Raw genomic sequence first — 16,116 nt, 5'->3', positions numbered from 1 at the left:
CCGGATCACCGCTCAGCGGGTCACCGCGCCGCTCGGAAGACCACTCGGCCTTCGTCGGAGCGGGTCACTCGGCCTTCTTCACTTGGCCTTCTTCGAGAAGTACTCGAACATGTGCTGGGCCACGTCCTCCAGGTACGGACCGGCCTCGTAGGTGTTCGCGCCGTTGCCGATGGAGGTGTCGCTGACCAGGGCGGGCTTGCCGTCCTTGGTCGCGTACCAGCCGCCGCCGCTGCTGCCGCCGGTCATGTTGCAGCCGATCAGCAGCATCGCCGGGCGGCTCGGGTCGCCGGTCTTCTTGGACGGCTTGCCGCCGTCGCAGTGCTCCAGCTCCACGCCGTCGAAGGGCTTGCCCTCCGGGAAGCCGTAGTTGCTGACGGCGCCGACCTGGTCACGCGGGGCGTTGAACCAGAGCGGGACGGAGCCGCCGACGGTCTCCTCCAGCGACTTGCCGCCCGGGCTGGGGTTGGCGACCTTCACGATGCCGAAGTCGTACTGGCTCCACGGGCCGCCCTTCTCCGGGTCGGCCTCCGCGGCCCACTGCGGCGAGACCATGCCGGAGGTGGCGGTCCACTCGCCGTACGGCTCGGCGTCCTCCAGCTTGGCCTGCTTGTTGCCGTTGCTCAGCACGCCGTTGCTGTTGAAGGCCGGGGCGAAGGTGATGTCGGTGTAGTACTTGTTGCCCTTGCCGCCGTGCAGGCAGTGGCTGGCGGTCCACACCAGGTTGCTCTTGCCGGGGTTGGCCGGGTCGGAGACGACGGTGCCGGAGCACACGTAGTCCTCGTTGCCGTCCTTGAAGAAGATCTTGCCGTTGACGTGCGTGTTCTTCGGGAACGGGTGCGCCACGGGCTTGGCCGGGACCATCGCGGGCAGCTGGTCCGCGCCGCCGCCACCGCCGGGCTGGGCCGCGGTGGGCTGGGCCGTGGGCGCGGCGGTGGCCGGCGCGCTGGTGGCCGGCGCGGCGCCGGTGGGCTGCGCGGGCGGCTGGGTCCCCTCCGGGGCGGGCTGCGGCAGCGGCTTCGGCTTGGCGTCCAGCAGCTTCTGCAGGGTCCAGTAGCCCTTGACCGCCGGGGTGATCACGTTGGCCTGGGCCCACTTGTCCCAGTCCTCCAGCTTCCAGGTCTTCAGCTCTTCGAGCGTCGGAAGCTTGATCGGAGCCGCGCCCGGCGTACCGGAAGCGCCGGCCGTGACGCCGGGAGCCGCGGTCACGGCCGGGTCGGCGTTGTCGGGGCCGCACGCGGTGGCGACCACCATGGTCAGCGCGACGACGGAGGCGCCCAGGACGGCACGGCCCGGCCGGGATATCGGTGACATGAGTTCAAATCCCCCTGTTGACTACCGCCATGCGGCCCGTTCCCCGGGTGCGGCCCCACTCGGCCGCAGGCATGGCAGGTGAGGAGTCTGCCATGCGTCCGGGGGACTCCCGAATTCCGCACCGGACCGGGACGGGGCCGTCACCGGATGGGCACGGGATCGGCACCGGGGGCCGTCGAGGAGCGGTCCCGGGGGTGCGCCCGGCGGGTCGCGCGGTGGTCGCGGCGGGCCCGGCGGCCGGTAAATCGGTTGCACGCCCCGGGCGGGCTGCCTAGCGTGGTCCGGGTCATCAGCCAGACAAGGAGAAGGCCGTTGCTCTACTGAGGTCCCGGGACACCGCCCCCGCCGCGCAGGCCCTGCTGCCGTCGCGCGGTGCGCGAGTGTGCGACCTCAGTCACGGCCCGTGGCACTCCTCTGCGTGACGCCACCCCTTCGTTCCCCCGGCCGTGCCCGGTTTCCGCACCCGCGGTGTCTCCCCGTGTTGCTCACCACCCCTTCGGCAACCACCCCGGGAGGCCTGTATGGCACACCACCCCACCACCACCGCCGTCCTCTGCACCGAGCTCTCGTTCGAGTGGCCCGACGGCAAGCCCGTCCTGGACGGCTTCCAGCTCGCCGTCGGCCCCGGCCGCACCGGCCTGATCGGGCTCAACGGCGCGGGCAAGTCCACCCTGCTGCGGCTGATCGCGGGCGAGCTCACCCCGACCGGCGGCACCGTCCGAATCGACGGCGAACTCGGCTACCTGCCACAGGGGTTGACGCTCGACACCACCCTGCGGGTGGACGAGGCGCTCGGCATCCGCGCCGCCCGCGAGGCCCTGCACGCCATCGAGTCCGGCGACACCGGCCAGCGCCACTTCGACGCGGTCGGCGACGACTGGGACGTCGAGGAGCGCGCCCGCGCCACCCTCGACCGGCTCGGCCTGCACCGCCTCGGCCTCGACCGGACCACCGGCGAACTCTCCGGCGGCGAGGCCGTGCTGCTGCGGCTGGCCGCCCTGCTGCTGGCCCGCCCCGACGTCCTGCTGCTCGACGAGCCCACCAACAACCTCGACCGGGCCGCCCGCGAGCGGCTCTACGAGACGGTGGCCGGCTGGAACGGCGTGATGCTGATCGTCAGCCACGACCGCGAGCTGCTCCGGCACGTCGACCAGATCGCCGACCTCCGGGACGGCGAAGTCACCTGGTACGGCGGCAACTTCGAGGAGTACGAACGCACCCTCGCGGCCCAGCAGGAGACGGCCGAGCGGCTGCTGCGCAACGCCGAGGCCGACGTCCGGCGCCAGAAGCGGGACCTGGCCGAGGCCCGCATCCGGCTGGACCGCAGCGCCGCGTACGGCAAGAAGCGCTCGGTCACCCGCAACGACCCGCACATCTTCGCCGGGATGCTCAAGCGCAAGGGCCAGGAGACGGCCGGCCGGCTCCAGGGCATGCACACCGAGCGCCTGGAGGAGGCCAAGGCCCGGCTCGACGCGGCCGAGGAGGCTGTCCGGGACGACGCCGAGATCCGGATCGACCTGCCGCGCACCGCCGTCCCGGCCGGGCGCACCGTGCTCACCCTGGACAAGGTCCGGCTGCCCCACGGCACCACCGCCGACCTCGACCTGCGCGGGCCCGAGCGGATCGCCCTGGTCGGCCGCAACGGCGCCGGCAAGACGACGCTGCTGCGCACCATCGCGGGCGAACTCGCCCCGCCGGCGGGGGAGGTCATCACCCCGGTGCCGCTGCGGCACCTCCCGCAGCGGCTCGACCTGCTGGACGAGGAGCGCTCCGTCGTGGAGAACGTCAAGCTGTTCGCCCCCACCGCCGGGGACAACGCGGTCCGCGCCCGGCTCGCCCGCTTCCTGTTCCGCGGCGCCCGGGCCGACCAGCCCGCCGCCACCCTCTCCGGCGGCGAGCGGTTCCGGGCGACGCTGGCCGCCCTGCTGCTGGCCGACCCGCCGCCGCAGTTGCTGCTGCTCGACGAGCCGACCAACAACCTGGACCTCGCCAGCGTCCGCCAGCTCACCCAGGCGCTGTCCGCGTACCGGGGCGCGCTGATCGTGGCCAGCCACGACCTGCCGTTCCTGCGCGGCCTGGGCCTCACCCGGTGGCTGGAGCTGGACGGCGAACTGCGGACGGTGGAGCCGATGTAGCGCCTACTGCTGCTCCTGCCGTTACTGCTCCTGGTCGTTCTCGGCGTTCCCCTGGTCGCCCTGGCTGCTCTGGTTGCCTTGGGCGTCCTCGGTGAGCATCCGGCGGGCCGTGCTCAGGGCCGAGTCCCTGAGCGCGGCCAGCTCGTCCGGGGTGAACACCGGTGTGCGGACGTTCGGCGGGATGCCCGGGCCGTCGAAGGTACTGCCGTTCCTGGTCAGGTACTTCTCGTTCGGCAGGACGGCCATGAACTCCGGCGAGAGCGACTTGATCATGATGTCGGAGAAGACGCCCTGGGTGTTCTCGCCGACCCGGAGCACCCGCGGGGAGCGGCCCGTCATGGCCTGGGTGAAGGTCTCCGCGGCGCTGGTGGAGATCGAGGAGGTGAGCACCGCCACCGGCCCGGTGAAGTGCCCGCCCGCCGACGGCCGTACGGTGATCGGTTCGGGCCGGGTGAACTTCGTCGGGTCGGCCGGGTCGTTGCGCGCCACCTTCCGGTAGGCGACGTACGGGCGGTCGGTGAGCCGGGCGGCGATGTGCAGCCCGAGCGCGTCCGAGCCGCCGCCGTTCAGCCGCACGTCGACGACCAGGCCGGTGGGCCGGTCCGGGCCGGCCAGCACGGCGTCCAGCGCCCGGTCCAGCTCGTCGACCTGGCTCCGGAAGTCGCCGTCGGTGTAGCCGTCGAAGCTGCTCACCCGGAGGTAGCCGAGGCCGTCCGGGAGCCGGCCCACGCCGAGCCGGCCGCCGGCGAACTGCTGCTCCGGGCCGGTGAGCTGGGCGGCCGAGGCCTGCAGGGCCCGCGCGGTCAGCTCCGGGGTCTGCACCGTCGAATCCGGCCGCTGCCCGCCGAAGACCTCCTTGGCGTGCCCGTCGACCACCCGGGCCAGCCCGGTGTGCGCGTCGCCGAGCGGGCCGAGCATGTCCGTGAAGACGTCCTGCAGCCGGTCGGCGGTCGTCGCCGGGGTGATCGTGGGCCGCTTCTCGTCCCGGACGGCGTGCCAGTCGATGCCCTTGGCGGCGAAGAACGGGTAGTTCTCCTCGAAGTCCTCCCAGAACCGGTCGAAGACCGCGAGCGGGTCGTTGGGAGCAGGCCGCGCGCACAGCGGCGGCAGGGCGTCCAGGCGGGTGAGCGACTTGGTGCCGACCCCGCTCTCCTCGCGTTCCACGGCCCGGTTCCGGCCCTTGGGGGTGAGCGTCATGGCGAGGTTGCCCACGGTGTAGCGGGTGGTGCCGTCCGGGCCGGGCGCCGAGGCCTGCGTCCCGGTGACCCACCCGGGCAGGCAGCTGTGCGCGGTCACGTCGTAGGTGGTGACCCGGCCCCCGGAGACCGCGATCAGCAGGCCGTAGCCCTCCGTCCGCCAGACCCCCTCCAGCGGGTTCCCCCGCCCTTCCTGCGCCGCGGCCGCCCCCGGTGCCGCCAGCCCCACCGCCGTCGCGAGGGCCACCGCCGCGGCCGCGGTCCTGCCGACGCCGCTTCCGGTCCTGCTGCGCGCCGTTCCCGTCGTGCGTCCTGTTCCCGTCCTGCGCGCCGTTCCCGCCGTGCGCGTCATCCCTGACCTGCGTGCCATTCCTGACCTGCGTGTCATCTCCGGCCTCCGCCGAAACCCCGGTCTCCCCCGCGGAACCCCTCCGCCACCGCTCCCCGTCGACGCTACGGCCGGCCCCACCGCCCGGGCGTCATCCGACGAGCCGCACCCGCTTCCTCCTCCGGGCGCACCGGCTTCCTTCTCCGGGCCGACCCGGAGCCGGGCGCAATGGTCCTCGGCGGTCTCGACAGCGACCGTTTTGACTGCGGGTGAAAAACCGCCGTCCGCGGCCCCAACTACCCGTCGCTCCAGTACCATCGGCGGCATGCCTGCGCTCACCATCGAGTACACGGAGCACGAGCTCGCCGCGATCCGCGAGGCCGCCGCCGCGGACGGCAAGACCGTGAAGGCCTACGTCCACGACCTGAGCGTGCGCGAGCAGCAGCGCCGGGTCTTCGTGGACCACGCGGTGGCGTTCTGGAAGGCGCACCGGGCCGAGTTCGACGCCGCGTTCCCCGAGGACGCGCCCGCCGCGTGAGCGACGGGGGAGCGTGAACTCCCGGGGCTATGCCTGCGGCGTCGACCGCAGCCTTCCCGCGATCCGCGTCCCGAGCCGGTCCAGCCCGACGACGAGTGCGGCGAGCGCCACGAACTCGACGGTCAGCAGGGCTATCTGGCCCCAGACGTAGCCGTAGCCCTTGGTGGTCGGGTCGAAGAAGAAGTACGGGTAGGGCATCGGGTAGTCGTCGAACAGCGCGTTGCGGGTGAGCACGATCGCCGCGTAGCCGAGCGGGAAGCCCAGCCAGAGCGGGATGTCCTTCCAGGCCGAGGCGTTGCGCGGTTTGAGCACCAGCCAGTCGGCGATCACCATCACCGGCGTCACGTAGTGCAGGAAGAACGACGACCAGTGCGCCAGCTTGTCCGGCCCGCTGACCAGTCCGGGCAGCGGGTTGGCGCCGTGTTCGAGCAGGATGTGCGAGACCAGCCCGGTGATCAGGATGTACAGCGTGGCGGCGCCGCGCAGCCGGGGCGCGGGCGCGTCCACGGTGCCGCGCTTGAGCATCCAGTACACCGCGCTGATGAAGTAGCCGAACACGATCACGTTGCTCTGCACGGTGAAGTAGACCAGCGGCGCGGTCCCGAGGGTCAGGCCGAGGCCCGCCGAGAGCACGATGCCCATGCGCCACCAGAGCGCGGGTCGGGTCCGGACTGTCATGCGGCCACCAGTTCGTTCCAGGCGATACGGGAGGTATCGGACGTCGAGGGGGAAACCCGCACTCTACTCGCTGGTACCGATCGGATGGAATCCACGTTCGAGGTGCTCGGGCGTGCCGGGGGCACGGGTGATGGTCGCGGTGGATCCTGAGCGGACGTCAGCCCGGCAGCACGAAGCCCGACTCGTACGCCGCGATGACCGCCTGGGTGCGGTCCCGCGCGCCCAGCTTGGCCAGCACGCTGCCGACGTGCGTCTTCACCGTCTCCTGGCTCACCACCAGCTGCCGCGCGATCTCGCCGTTGTTGAGCCCGGTGGCCATCAGCCGCAGCACCTGCCCCTCCCGCTCGGTCAGCCGCCCGATCGGCCCCCGGTCGCCCGACCCGGCCTCCCGGCGCCGGTCCGCGCCGTGGCGCAGCGCGAGGTCGCGGACGGCCGCCGGGAACAGCAGCGAGTCGCCGCGCGCGACCAGCCGCACCGCCTGCACCATCTCCTCCGCCCGGGCCCGCTTCAGCAGGAACCCGGCGGCGCCCGCGCGCAGCGCGTCGTACACGTGGTCGTCGTGCTCGAAGGTGGTGACCACCAGGATGCGCGGCGGCGGGGCCATCCCGTTGACCAGCTGTTCGGTGGCCCGGATGCCGTCGATGCCGGGCATCCGGACGTCCATCAGCACCACGTCCGGGCGCAGTTCGCGCACCAGCGGGACGACCTCGGCCCCGTCGGCGGCCTCGCCGACCACGGTGAGGTCCGGTTCGCTGTCGATCACCACCCGCAGGCCCAGGCGGACCAGCCGCTCGTCGTCCGCGATCACCACCCGGATGCCGTCGGCGCCCTGCCGTGCACCCTCGTCCACGGCGTCGTACCCCATCTCGTTCATGTCCTCGTTCACGTCGTCCCTCCCACCGGCAGCCAGACGGCCAGCCGCCACGTCGTTCCGTCCCCGTCCGGCCCCGCCGTGCTGCCGCCGTGCAGGGCCGCCGCCCGCTCGCCGATCCCGCGAAGCCCGCGCCCGCCGCCGGGGCGGCTCGGCCGGGCGGGGCCGAGCGGATTGGTCAGGTCGATCTCCAGCCGGCCGTCGGCGAGCCGGACCCGCAGCCCGGCCGGGGCGGGCCCGGCGTGGCGCAGCACGTTGGTCAGGCCCTCCTGCACGATCCGGTACGCCTCGCGGGAGACCGGCTCGGGCAGGCCGGCCAGCCCGGGCGCCAGCTCGGCGTCCACCGCCACCCCGGCGCGGCCGAGCTGGCGCAGCAGGTCGTCCAGCCCGGCGAGGGTCGGCCCGGCGGGTCCGGCGGCCTCCGGGTCCTCCTCGCGCAACAGCCCCAGTACGGCGTCGAGTTCGGCGACGGCCGCCCGGGCGGTCTCCTCGATCGCCGCGAGCGCCTCGGCGGCGAAGTCCGGGTTGCTGCGCAGCACCCGGGCGGCGGCCGAGGCCTGGATGCCGACGGCGCTGAGCGCGTGGCCGACCGAGTCGTGCAGCTCGCGGGCCAGCCGGTTGCGCTGGGCGAGCACGGTGGCCCGGCGCTCGGCGGCGGCCACCCGCTCCTCCGGGGTCGGGCCGAGCAGGGCGGGCGCCCAGCGGGCGAGCAGCGCGCCGCAGACGGCGTTGGTGCCGACGATCAGCAGCAGAACGCCGAGGCCGAGGGCCGGGCCGGTGACCAGCCAGCCGGGGAAGTGCCGCTCCCACATCCGGACGAACTCCCTGGTCCCCGCGAAGCCGCAGACCAGCACCACCGCGAACGGGGTGCCCGCCAGCGTCATCCCGGCGACCACCCCGCCGAACAGGACGTGCAGCACGTACCAGAGCGCGGTGCGCCACCGGGCGCCCCAGGAGCGGGCCGGCCCGGTGGCCAGCTCCTCCGGCCGGGCCGCCGAGCACAGCGCCCGCGCCGCCGCGCCCTCCAGCCCCCGCACCATCGGCACCAGCGCGGTGACGGCGGCCATCGGCAGCGAGGTGAGCAACGACAGGACGTACAGCAGCAGTTGGCGTCCGGGCGGCTGGTTCGGGTTGAGCGCCCCGTACAGCACCACCGACAGCATCCAGTACGGCATCAGCAGCGCGCCGCCCAGCACCAGGTGCACCCAGCGCAGCCGGGCCCGCCGGCCGACCGCCGCCCCCGCCGCACGCCGCAGGCGGACGCCCACCTCTCCCGTACGCCGCAGTCGCATGCCCACCCCCGTGATCACCCGCGCGACTCTACGGCAGCGGTGCGCCGGAGGGCGCCGCGTTCGGTGAGCGCGACCGCCCCGACCGCCAGGACCAGCACCGCGGCCACCACCTGGGCGCCCTGGACCAGGGGCGTCAGCCCGGGGACGGCCGTCCGCAGCTCGGTCACCCGGGTCGTCGTCGCCCCGAAGGCCACCAACTGCCAGGCGCCCCAGCCGAACAGCGAACCGGCCGCCGTCCAGACCACCAGCAGCGGCCCGAGCAGCCGGCGCCCCGGACCGACCCGGAAGACCAGGACCAGCAGCGCCACCGCCGCGGCCACCGCCATCACCGCGGTCACCCCGTTCATCACCGCCACGCCCCGGGACCGGCCGTCCACCAGGTCCTGCGGCACTCCGGCGGTGCCGCCGAACGCCCAGTAGACCCGGGCCGCCGCGACACCCGCGGCGAGCAGCGCGGCGACGCAGGCGAGGACGCGCTGCACGGTCAGGGTGGGGGAGTCGGGCAGGTCGCCGATCCGCTCCCGCAGCAGCCCGGCCCAGCGCCGGCGGGCGTACAGCACGAAGGCGGTGATCAGTGCGAGGCCCTGGACGGCGAAGCCGCCGTACACCACGGGGAAGACCCAGCCGCCGAGGCCCTTGTCGTCCGGGTCGGCGCTCTCCGGCCCCAGGACCAGGAGGCTCAGCAGGTACAGCGGCAGCGCGACCAGGATCGTGCCGAGCAGACCGGTCGCCACCCACATCGGGAACGCCACCAGCCCGGCCGGCGCCCGCCGTCCCCACGGCCGGACGAACGCCAGCGCCAGGGCCACGGCGATCGCGTCCATGCCGAAGGTCAGCAGGTTCACCAGCCACAGCCGGTCCATCTCGCCGGGATCGCCCGCCCCCACCGGATGCCCGGTCAGCCACAGCAGCTTCAGCGTCAGGTACGGCCCGGTCGCCGCCACCGCCGTCCACGCCGCCCCGGCCCGCACCATGTGCTCGTTGATCCTCATACCCTCACGGTCCCGCCGGGCCGGGCGCCGGGGCCTCCGCCCGGGGCGCGATCCCGCTCCCCCTGGCGGGGGATCTCGGGCCGACAGGGGCTCCTCCGGGCCTCAGGGCATCCGGTGGATCACCCGGTCCTCCTCGTCGGTGCGGCCGTCCGGGTCGGCGACCAGCCCGAGCCGCTCGGCGAGCCGGCGCGAGGGCAGGTTGTCCGCATGGATCAGGGCGACCACCGGGACCCCGGGGTGGCGCGGCAGCGCCTCCGCCATCGCCGCCCGGGCCGCCTCCGCCGCGTACCCGAGGCCCCAGGCGGACGGCCGGAACCGGTAGTAGAGGTTGAACACCCGCTCCCCGTCCAGGGTGTGCAGGTAGAGCCCGGCGAACCCGATCACCGTCCCCGGGTCCTCCCGGGTGGCGACGGCGCAGTACCCCACCCCGTCCCGCACCCAGTCGGCGACGAACCCGTCCAGCATCTCCCGCGCCTGGACGAGCTCCCGCTGCGGCCCGTGCGGGTTGTACCGGTTGGTCTCCGGATCCCCGTGGATCGCGAACACCGCCTCCACGTCCCCCTCCCGCGGCCGCGTCAGCACCAGCCGCTCGGAGACGGCGACGACGCTGCGGGCGGTGTGGTCGGTACGGTCGGTGGTGGTGGTGCTCATGGTGCTCCCCCGTGTCTCACGTAATAGGTCAATCGCAAGATAGACCATTACCCCGACACCCGCCCGCCCATTTTCCGCCCGCTACAGGATCGGCTCACACCCGATCGCCTGGCCGCCGGCGGTGAGGAACTGCTTCCAGGCCTCGTCGGAGGTGGAGAACAGGTGCCCCAGGTGCCTGATCGTGCCGATCCGGAAGTAGACGGGGCGACCGTGGCAGGTCACCACGATCTCGTCCCGGGGGAGGGACCCCACCCAGCGGGCACGGCCGAACGCCGGCCTGGTGTCCCGCTCGGTGGCCTCCGGCCGGAGCCGGGACTCGGTGGCGATGACGAGGGAAGAGGTGCTCCCGTGCGCATCCTCAGGCGTGATCTCGCAGCTCCACAAGGGATCGGATCCCACGGTCACGGCCTCCCTGTAGCGCTTGTCGGGCGAGCGCTGGACGGAGACCCCCGGCAGGCCGCAGACCGCCTCGCCGTCGAGCTCCCGCTCGGTGGCGGCCGGGGCCAGCTCGTGCAGGACGGGCAGCGGCGCCTTGCCGCAGCCGCGCTGGTCCGCGATGCGGTCGGCCGCCGACACGGCGAGCCGGGCGAGCTTCAGCGGGTCGGGATCCTTCCCGGAGTACGCGGTGACCCTGGCCCAGAGCCCGTTGGGGCAGCCCTCGGGGAGCAGTGCCCACGCCTCGTCGCCACGGACGGCGCCGACCGCGCCACCGTTCGCCGAGGCGGCGAACGTCCGGGCGCCGGGAGGGATCGGGAGGTGGAACACGTCCTTGCTCTCGCCGAGGGACACCCGGATGTTCCGGTCGTCGCCGAACATCCCGCCGGCCACCTGCACGGTGCAGACCGCCGTGCCGCGGCTGACGTTCCCCTCGTACGGCTCCGCGCTGACCTTGCCCGACCCGAGCGCTTCGTTCACCGCCCGTGAGCTCACCACCTCGTCGCACACGCTGTCCGGCCCGAACCTGTTGGTCATGTCGTCCGCCAGCAGCGCCCACCCGGCGACCCCCAGCCCGGCCACCAGCCCGACCGCCGCCACTACCGTGACCCCGGCCCGCACCCGCAGCCCCCGCGTGGTGAACCCCCGCCGGTCGAGCGCCGCGTCCATCCGCCCGACCGGGCCGTTGGCGGAGCCGTTCTTGTCTTCCATGGTGTGTCGTTCCCCGGTTGCTGCTCGGTCGGTCGGATTCAGGCGTGCTCCTGAGGGCGGCCGGTCATCAACCGGCCGCCCGCAGGAGGGGAGGCGTCACAGGATCGGCTCACAACCGATCGCCTTGGCACCGGCGGTGAGGAACTGTTCCCAGGTCGTCTTGCCGATGAGGTCCCGGAAACCGTCCACTTCGAACCGGAAGCGGGTGGGCCGTCCCTGGCATGTCGCCATGACTTCGTGTTGCCCGACCCAGTGGGCTCGGCCGAAGGCCGGACCGGGGTCGAGGGTCCACGGCTGGACGAGGCGCGGATCGGTGCCGATGGAGAAGGTGATCGCGGACCTGAGGTCCGCGTCCGAGTGGATCCTGCAGGCCCACAGCGGATCGGTCGCGTTGGTCACGGTCTCCTGATAGACGGGGCCACCGGGAGTGTCGGGCATCGTCAGCCCCGGCAGGCCGCAGACGGCGTCGCGGTTGAGGGGGCGGTCCGTACCCGCCGGGGTGAGCTCGCGCGGTGCGGGGAGCGGCGCCCCGCCGCAACCCTGTTGTGCCGCGACGCGCTTGGCCACCGCGGTCGCGAGCCCGGCGAGCTTCCGGGCGTCGGAGGACCGGGACTTGACGGTGGCCCGCTGCCCGTTGGCGCAGTCCTTCGGGAGCAGCGCGAAGGCGTACGACGACTTGTGCACGGCGCCGGCCGCGCCTCCGTTCGCCGAGGCGGCGAACAGCTGGGACTCCGCGTCGTACTTGAACCTGGCGAGGTCTCCGGCCTTGGGGAGCTCGATGACGGCGAACCGGTCGTTGCCGAAGATCCCGTTGCTCACCATCGCCGCACAGGACGCGCCGGGGGTGTCCAGCTTCCCGTCGCCGTACATCGTGGCGCTGACCTTGCCCCACCCGAGCGCGTCGTTCACTTCGTCCGCGCTCACCGCGCCGTCGCACACGACGTCCGGCCCGGACATATTGGTCAGGTTGTCCGCCAGAAAAAATCCCGCCCCGGCCGTGACCGCCACCACCCCCGTCACGGCAACCAACGCCTGCACCCGCAGCGGCCGGGTGGTGAACCTCCGTTGGCCGGGCGCCGCATCGACGCGCCCGGCCAGGCCTGCGGTGGAGCCGTCAGGCCTGTCGTCGTCCTTGTTGTCCACGATGTGCTGTCCCCTGTGTGTTGCTCGGCCGACTGGATCGGTGCGGGCGGCCGGTTGGGAACCGGCCGCCCGCAGAGAGGTCAGAGGATCGGCTCGCAGCCGATCGCCTTGGCACCGGCGGTGAGGAACTGCTTCCAGGCGGAATCGCTGTCCGGTACGAGGTCCCGGAAGCCGTTGACTTCCATCCGGAAGTAGGTCGGCCGGCCCTGGCAAGTCGTCGTCATCTCGTCGGGCTTCACCCAGCGAGCTCGGCCGATCCCCGGTTCGTCCTTCGGGGTTGTCGCGGTCAGGAGGCGGGGCTCGGTGCCGACAGTGAAGGTGATCGAGGACCTCGGGTTCGCGTCCGAGTGGATGAGACAGGCCCACAGCGGGTCGGTCGCGGTGGTCACGGTCTCCCGGAAGGCCGGGCCGCCGGGGGTGGTGGGCATGGTGAGCCCGGGCAGACCGCAGACGGTGCTGCGGTCGAGGTCGCGGTCCTTTCCGGCATCGGAGAGTTGGTGCGGCGCGGGCGTGGGCGACGTGCCGCACCCCTGTTGTGACGCGATGCGGTCGGCCGTCGACGCGGCGAGTGCGGCGAGCTTCTCGGCCCCGGGCCGTTCACCGCGGTCCGCTCTGACGGTGACCCGCTGCCCACTGCCGCACGCCTCGGGAAGCAGTGCCCAGGCCCGGTGGTCGAAGGCCGCGCCGGACGCTCCACCGTTGGCCGAAGCGGCGAATAGCCGGGCCTCCGAGTCGTTCGCGACGACGGAGAGGTCGCTGTTCTTGCGCAGCTCCACGGTGACTGACCGTTCGTTGCCGAAGACCCCGGAACTCACCTTCGCCATGCAGAAGGCGGATCCGCTGCGCAAGTGCCCGTCGCCGAACGCCTGATCGCTGACCTTGCCCGGCCCGAGTACGTCGTTCAGCAAATCCGCGCTCACGGTACCGTCGCACACGCTGTCCGGTCCGAAGGCATTGGTCAGGTTGTCCGCGAGGAACACCCCGGCCCCGGCCACGACCGCCGTCACCGCCACCACGGCGACCGCCGCCCGTACCCGCAGCGGCCGGGTCGTGAACCCCCGCCGGTCGAGCGCCGCGTCCAGGCGCTCGCTGACGGTGTTCTCGTCGCCGGGCTGATCGGCGGCGTGCTGAGTCTTCTTCATCTCAGCGTCCACCCAGCGCATTGCGGTACGTCTGGTTGACGCCTGTCCCGTAGCTATCGGACACATCGTGCAGGAGCTTCTGGGGCACACCGGCAGTCGAAGCGATCTCCGCGTTGGTGAGACCGGCCTCTTCGGCCTTTGCGACGATCATCTGCTTCAGCTGGTTCTCTCCGGAATTGAACATCTTGGACAGGTCTGCCTGTGTCTCCTGGTCCTGCTTGCTGTTGAGCCCGTTCGCCCATTCCGACGTACCGACATCGACCATGCGCTGGACGAAGTCACCCACAACCGGTACGGGAGTCAGGGGCGTGCCGATGAGGTGGTAGTTCATCTTCGCTTGCCAGTTGTTCTGGAACACCACGTCGTCATGGTGACGGGTCATGACGTCCGACTGCGTGCCACTGAGCGCCCCCAGGACCTGGCCGGCCTCTCGCACATAGCCCTCGATACCGGGGTTGGGGTGCCCGGTTTGATCCATCCTGAAGGTGTCAGCGGGGTAGGCGTCGAGCCGCCGGGCCATTTCCTGGCTCTCGGCGTAGTGGATCGCCCTGAACGCCTCAGGGTCATCGGACACTCCTCGGATGACCCGGATGAGACGATCTCGGTCGATGACCAATCCGCTGGTCTCGGAGTGCCCGTTGACCTCCTTGCCGATGATCTCGTACGTGTCGGCCGCGTAGTCGGCGATCATGTTGCCGAACGGTCGGCGCAGTCCGACCGGGAGCTCGGTCACATGCCCGGCGGAGTCGCCCCCGAAGTGGGTGATCGTGTCGGACATGATGCGCGCCATCGCCGCGTCGTGCGGGCGGACGGGCGGCTGGTTGCCGTTCGGATCACGACCGGTGGTTGCGGCCTCCAAGGCGTCGCCGAACGCGCCGCGGGAGTTGTTGCGTGCGACCGGGTCCAACTGGTTGTGCTCGTAGCCCTGGTTGGGCCACTGGCGGGCTTTGAGCAGGTAGTCGAGGTTCTTGTTGGCTGCGGGGTCGAGGAAGTCCTTCGAGGCCTCGGGGTTGCGGCTCATGGCCTGCATGAGGTCCCGCATCGGATCGCCCTGGTGGCCAGTGGCGTTGCTCCAGTCCGGGCCCCACAAGTCCGCGCCCTTGAGCTTGCTGCCGCGCTCGTAGTCGACCAGGTCGGTGCCTACCTTGGTCAGGAAACCCTTGTCGAAGCTGCCCTTGGCGTTGAGCAGCGCCGTCAGCGCCGGGTAGTTGTCGTTGTATCCCGCCGCGGACCCCCCGGTGCGGCGGGCGGCGGCCAGCAGCCCGACCTCCCAGGCCTTGCCCATTCCGCCGTCGCGGGTGGCGCTGGCCAGCGCGACGGACAGGTTCTTGTAGACGTCCTGGTAGCCCGCGGCGTTGTGGTTGCCGTGGGCGAGGCCGTCATAGACCCTGCTGTACTCCAGCAGGGCGTCGGGGCCGGTCTTTCCGCCGTAGTTGAGGCCGTTGAGCAGGGTGGTGGAGAAGTCCTTGTTCTCCGCGTTGGCGGCCATGAGGGCCTGCAGCTGCTTGAGCTGGTCGTCGGAGAGGCTGCCGGCCTTGGCCATGAGGTCCTTGGCCCGGTTGGCGTCGGCGACCGGGCCGCCACCGTAGGGGGTGGGGTTGAAGGACGTGGTGCTGGTACCGATGTCGCCCTGGAGTGCGACGCTTGCCCGTTGGTCTGCGGCGGCGGCCTTCTCGACGGCCTTCGTCAACCGGGCCGCGATGGCCTCCGCTTTGGCCCTCAGTCCTTGGGCCAGCTTCTCGCCATCGGTGTCGTTCCGAGCCTCCTTCGGCAGGGTCCAGTTGACCTGGCCGTCTGCGGAGACGGTCATGTTCTCGGTTTGCGCGTCATGGATGGCCGTGTCGAGGTCGCGCCGGGCGGCGGTGAAGTCCTCGGCGGCGGTCTTCATGATCGCGGCGAGGGCGGTGGCGACGGCAGAGGCCTGCTTGAAGTCGCCGTCCATGCCCTGCACGGCCGTCGTCGCCGCGTCGGCGGCATCGCCCTTCCAGCCGGCCCGCTGGGCGGTGCTGGTGAGGTCCTTGGTGACCCGGCCGTCCAGAGCGGTGAGGGCCTTGGCCACGCCGGCCCAGGCCTCCGCGGCGTCGCTGACCCCGGAGAAGTCGGCCTCGTGCAGTTCCTTGAAGGACACCATCTGTGCTTTCCCCTCTCCTGGCTAGCGGGTCGCGCCGAGGTCGGCGGCGGTCCTGGCCTCGTTGTCGCCGTAGAACCGTTGGGTCTTGTCGAGGTTCGCGGCGGTGCTGCCGAGCTTGTCGTGCAGGGTCTTGCACTGCTGCAGCCACCGTTCGGTGCTGCCGGTGAGGGCACCGCCGAAGGAGAAGCCCCGGATCTTGGTCGACGCGGTGCTCGCGTACTCGGTGAGGCTGTGCGCGCCGGGGCCGGCCTTGCCGTTGGCGCTGTCGAGGTCGGTGGCGATCTGCCGCGCTATTCCGGCCGAGGCGTTGAGTTCGTGCGGGGTGTCCAGCTGGGTGGTGCCGAGGGCGGGCGGGATCAGCACGGGGTTGACACCGTTGGGCGGGGCCGGATTGGAGTACGGCGACTTCGCCGCGTACGTGGACGCCGGGCCCGGTATCGGGTCCTTGGCCGGTGCGACCGGTCCGGTGACGAAGTTCGGGTTACCCATGCGCGTGGAATCCTCCCCAATCGGCAAAGCGGCCGCTCCCCTGCGGCATGACGACCGTACAGGGAGCCTCCGT

Annotated in this window: 14 protein-coding genes; 2 read left to right on the top strand and 12 right to left on the bottom strand. The window is 72.3% G+C overall.

The genetic code is table 11. The features are described 5' to 3' along the window. Positions 1–78: 78 nt before the first annotated feature. Positions 79–1,311: a hypothetical protein gene (locus tag ACFRQN_RS05680; RefSeq protein ID WP_380738496.1), complete on the bottom strand. Its 1,233-nt coding sequence runs from the start codon at positions 1,309–1,311 to the stop codon at positions 79–81. 521 nt (positions 1,312–1,832) lie between these two features. Here ACFRQN_RS05680 and ACFRQN_RS05675 point away from each other — a divergent pair. Continuing rightward, a complete protein-coding gene (locus ACFRQN_RS05675) occupies positions 1,833–3,446 on the top strand; it encodes an ABC-F family ATP-binding cassette domain-containing protein (protein WP_380738495.1) in 1,614 nt (537 codons plus the stop codon). A gap of 21 nt (positions 3,447–3,467) precedes the next feature. On the opposite strand, the gene ACFRQN_RS05670 is transcribed toward ACFRQN_RS05675, so the two are convergent. Continuing rightward, complete coding sequence (locus ACFRQN_RS05670) at positions 3,468–4,889, bottom strand: S41 family peptidase (protein WP_380738494.1); 1,422 nt, start codon at positions 4,887–4,889, stop codon at positions 3,468–3,470. 406 nt (positions 4,890–5,295) lie between these two features. Between ACFRQN_RS05670 and ACFRQN_RS05665 the strand changes: the two genes are divergently transcribed. Beyond that, positions 5,296–5,508 carry a hypothetical protein gene (locus ACFRQN_RS05665; RefSeq protein ID WP_074002239.1) on the top strand — a complete coding sequence of 71 codons (213 nt, stop codon included), beginning with the start codon at positions 5,296–5,298 and terminating at the stop codon, positions 5,506–5,508. Between the two features lie 27 nt (positions 5,509–5,535). Here the strand turns inward: ACFRQN_RS05665 and ACFRQN_RS05660 are convergent, their stop codons facing one another. From ACFRQN_RS05660 to ACFRQN_RS05615, 10 genes are all read right to left on the bottom strand, one after another. Further along, positions 5,536–6,186 (bottom strand): Pr6Pr family membrane protein, encoded by a 651-nt coding sequence (locus ACFRQN_RS05660; RefSeq protein WP_380738493.1) that lies wholly within the window; start codon positions 6,184–6,186, stop codon positions 5,536–5,538. 157 nt (positions 6,187–6,343) lie between these two features. Further along, positions 6,344–7,051 carry a response regulator gene (locus tag ACFRQN_RS05655; RefSeq protein ID WP_380738498.1) on the bottom strand — a complete coding sequence of 236 codons (708 nt, stop codon included), beginning with the start codon at positions 7,049–7,051 and terminating at the stop codon, positions 6,344–6,346. 17 nt (positions 7,052–7,068) lie between these two features. Beyond that, the gene (locus ACFRQN_RS05650) at positions 7,069–8,367 is read right to left on the bottom strand and encodes a sensor histidine kinase (RefSeq protein ID WP_380738492.1); all 1,299 of its coding nucleotides are present in this window, start codon (positions 8,365–8,367) and stop codon (positions 7,069–7,071) included. Next, the gene (locus ACFRQN_RS05645; RefSeq protein ID WP_380738491.1) at positions 8,364–9,341 is read right to left on the bottom strand and encodes a hypothetical protein; all 978 of its coding nucleotides are present in this window, start codon (positions 9,339–9,341) and stop codon (positions 8,364–8,366) included. Before ACFRQN_RS05645 ends, ACFRQN_RS05650 begins: the two co-directional genes overlap by 4 nt. A gap of 102 nt (positions 9,342–9,443) precedes the next feature. Beyond that, positions 9,444–9,992 (bottom strand): GNAT family N-acetyltransferase, encoded by a 549-nt coding sequence (locus ACFRQN_RS05640; RefSeq protein WP_380738490.1) that lies wholly within the window; start codon positions 9,990–9,992, stop codon positions 9,444–9,446. Between the two features lie 81 nt (positions 9,993–10,073). Then, positions 10,074–11,138, bottom strand: coding sequence for a hypothetical protein (locus tag ACFRQN_RS05635; protein WP_380738489.1), 1,065 nt, complete (start codon positions 11,136–11,138; stop codon positions 10,074–10,076). A gap of 96 nt (positions 11,139–11,234) precedes the next feature. Further along, a complete protein-coding gene (locus ACFRQN_RS05630; protein ID WP_380738488.1) occupies positions 11,235–12,281 on the bottom strand; it encodes a hypothetical protein in 1,047 nt (348 codons plus the stop codon). Positions 12,282–12,361: 80 nt separating this feature from the next. After that, positions 12,362–13,435, bottom strand: a complete 1,074-nt coding sequence (locus ACFRQN_RS05625) for a hypothetical protein (RefSeq protein ID WP_380738487.1) — start codon at positions 13,433–13,435, stop codon at positions 12,362–12,364. Next, complete coding sequence (locus ACFRQN_RS05620) at positions 13,425–15,554, bottom strand: hypothetical protein (protein ID WP_380738485.1); 2,130 nt, start codon at positions 15,552–15,554, stop codon at positions 13,425–13,427. Before ACFRQN_RS05620 ends, ACFRQN_RS05625 begins: the two co-directional genes overlap by 11 nt. 21 nt (positions 15,555–15,575) lie before the next feature. Beyond that, positions 15,576–16,043 carry a hypothetical protein gene (locus ACFRQN_RS05615; protein WP_380738483.1) on the bottom strand — a complete coding sequence of 156 codons (468 nt, stop codon included), beginning with the start codon at positions 16,041–16,043 and terminating at the stop codon, positions 15,576–15,578. Positions 16,044–16,116: the final 73 nt, after the last annotated feature.

Source organism: Kitasatospora sp. NPDC056800 (genome assembly GCF_042789775.1).
In the GTDB taxonomy this organism is placed as follows: Bacteria; Actinomycetota; Actinomycetes; order Streptomycetales; family Streptomycetaceae; genus Kitasatospora.
Note: the sequence above shows the minus strand (reverse complement) of the source record. Positions and strands in the feature narration are given on the sequence as shown.

Excerpts from the sequence above, each read along its gene's own strand:
- ACFRQN_RS05680 (WP_380738496.1), bottom strand. The coding sequence starts at position 1,311 with ATGTCACCGATATCCCGGCCGGGCCGTGCCGTCCTGGGCGCCTCCGTC.
- ACFRQN_RS05640 (WP_380738490.1), bottom strand. The coding sequence starts at position 9,992 with ATGAGCACCACCACCACCGACCGTACCGACCACACCGCCCGCAGCGTC.
- ACFRQN_RS05615 (WP_380738483.1), bottom strand. The coding sequence starts at position 16,043 with ATGGGTAACCCGAACTTCGTCACCGGACCGGTCGCACCGGCCAAGGAC.
- ACFRQN_RS05660 (WP_380738493.1), bottom strand. The coding sequence starts at position 6,186 with ATGACAGTCCGGACCCGACCCGCGCTCTGGTGGCGCATGGGCATCGTG.
- ACFRQN_RS05665 (WP_074002239.1), top strand. The coding sequence starts at position 5,296 with ATGCCTGCGCTCACCATCGAGTACACGGAGCACGAGCTCGCCGCGATC.
- ACFRQN_RS05635 (WP_380738489.1), bottom strand. The coding sequence starts at position 11,138 with ATGGAAGACAAGAACGGCTCCGCCAACGGCCCGGTCGGGCGGATGGAC.
- ACFRQN_RS05645 (WP_380738491.1), bottom strand. The coding sequence starts at position 9,341 with ATGAGGATCAACGAGCACATGGTGCGGGCCGGGGCGGCGTGGACGGCG.
- ACFRQN_RS05675 (WP_380738495.1), top strand. The coding sequence starts at position 1,833 with ATGGCACACCACCCCACCACCACCGCCGTCCTCTGCACCGAGCTCTCG.
- ACFRQN_RS05620 (WP_380738485.1), bottom strand. The coding sequence starts at position 15,554 with ATGGTGTCCTTCAAGGAACTGCACGAGGCCGACTTCTCCGGGGTCAGC.
- ACFRQN_RS05655 (WP_380738498.1), bottom strand. The coding sequence starts at position 7,051 with ATGGGGTACGACGCCGTGGACGAGGGTGCACGGCAGGGCGCCGACGGC.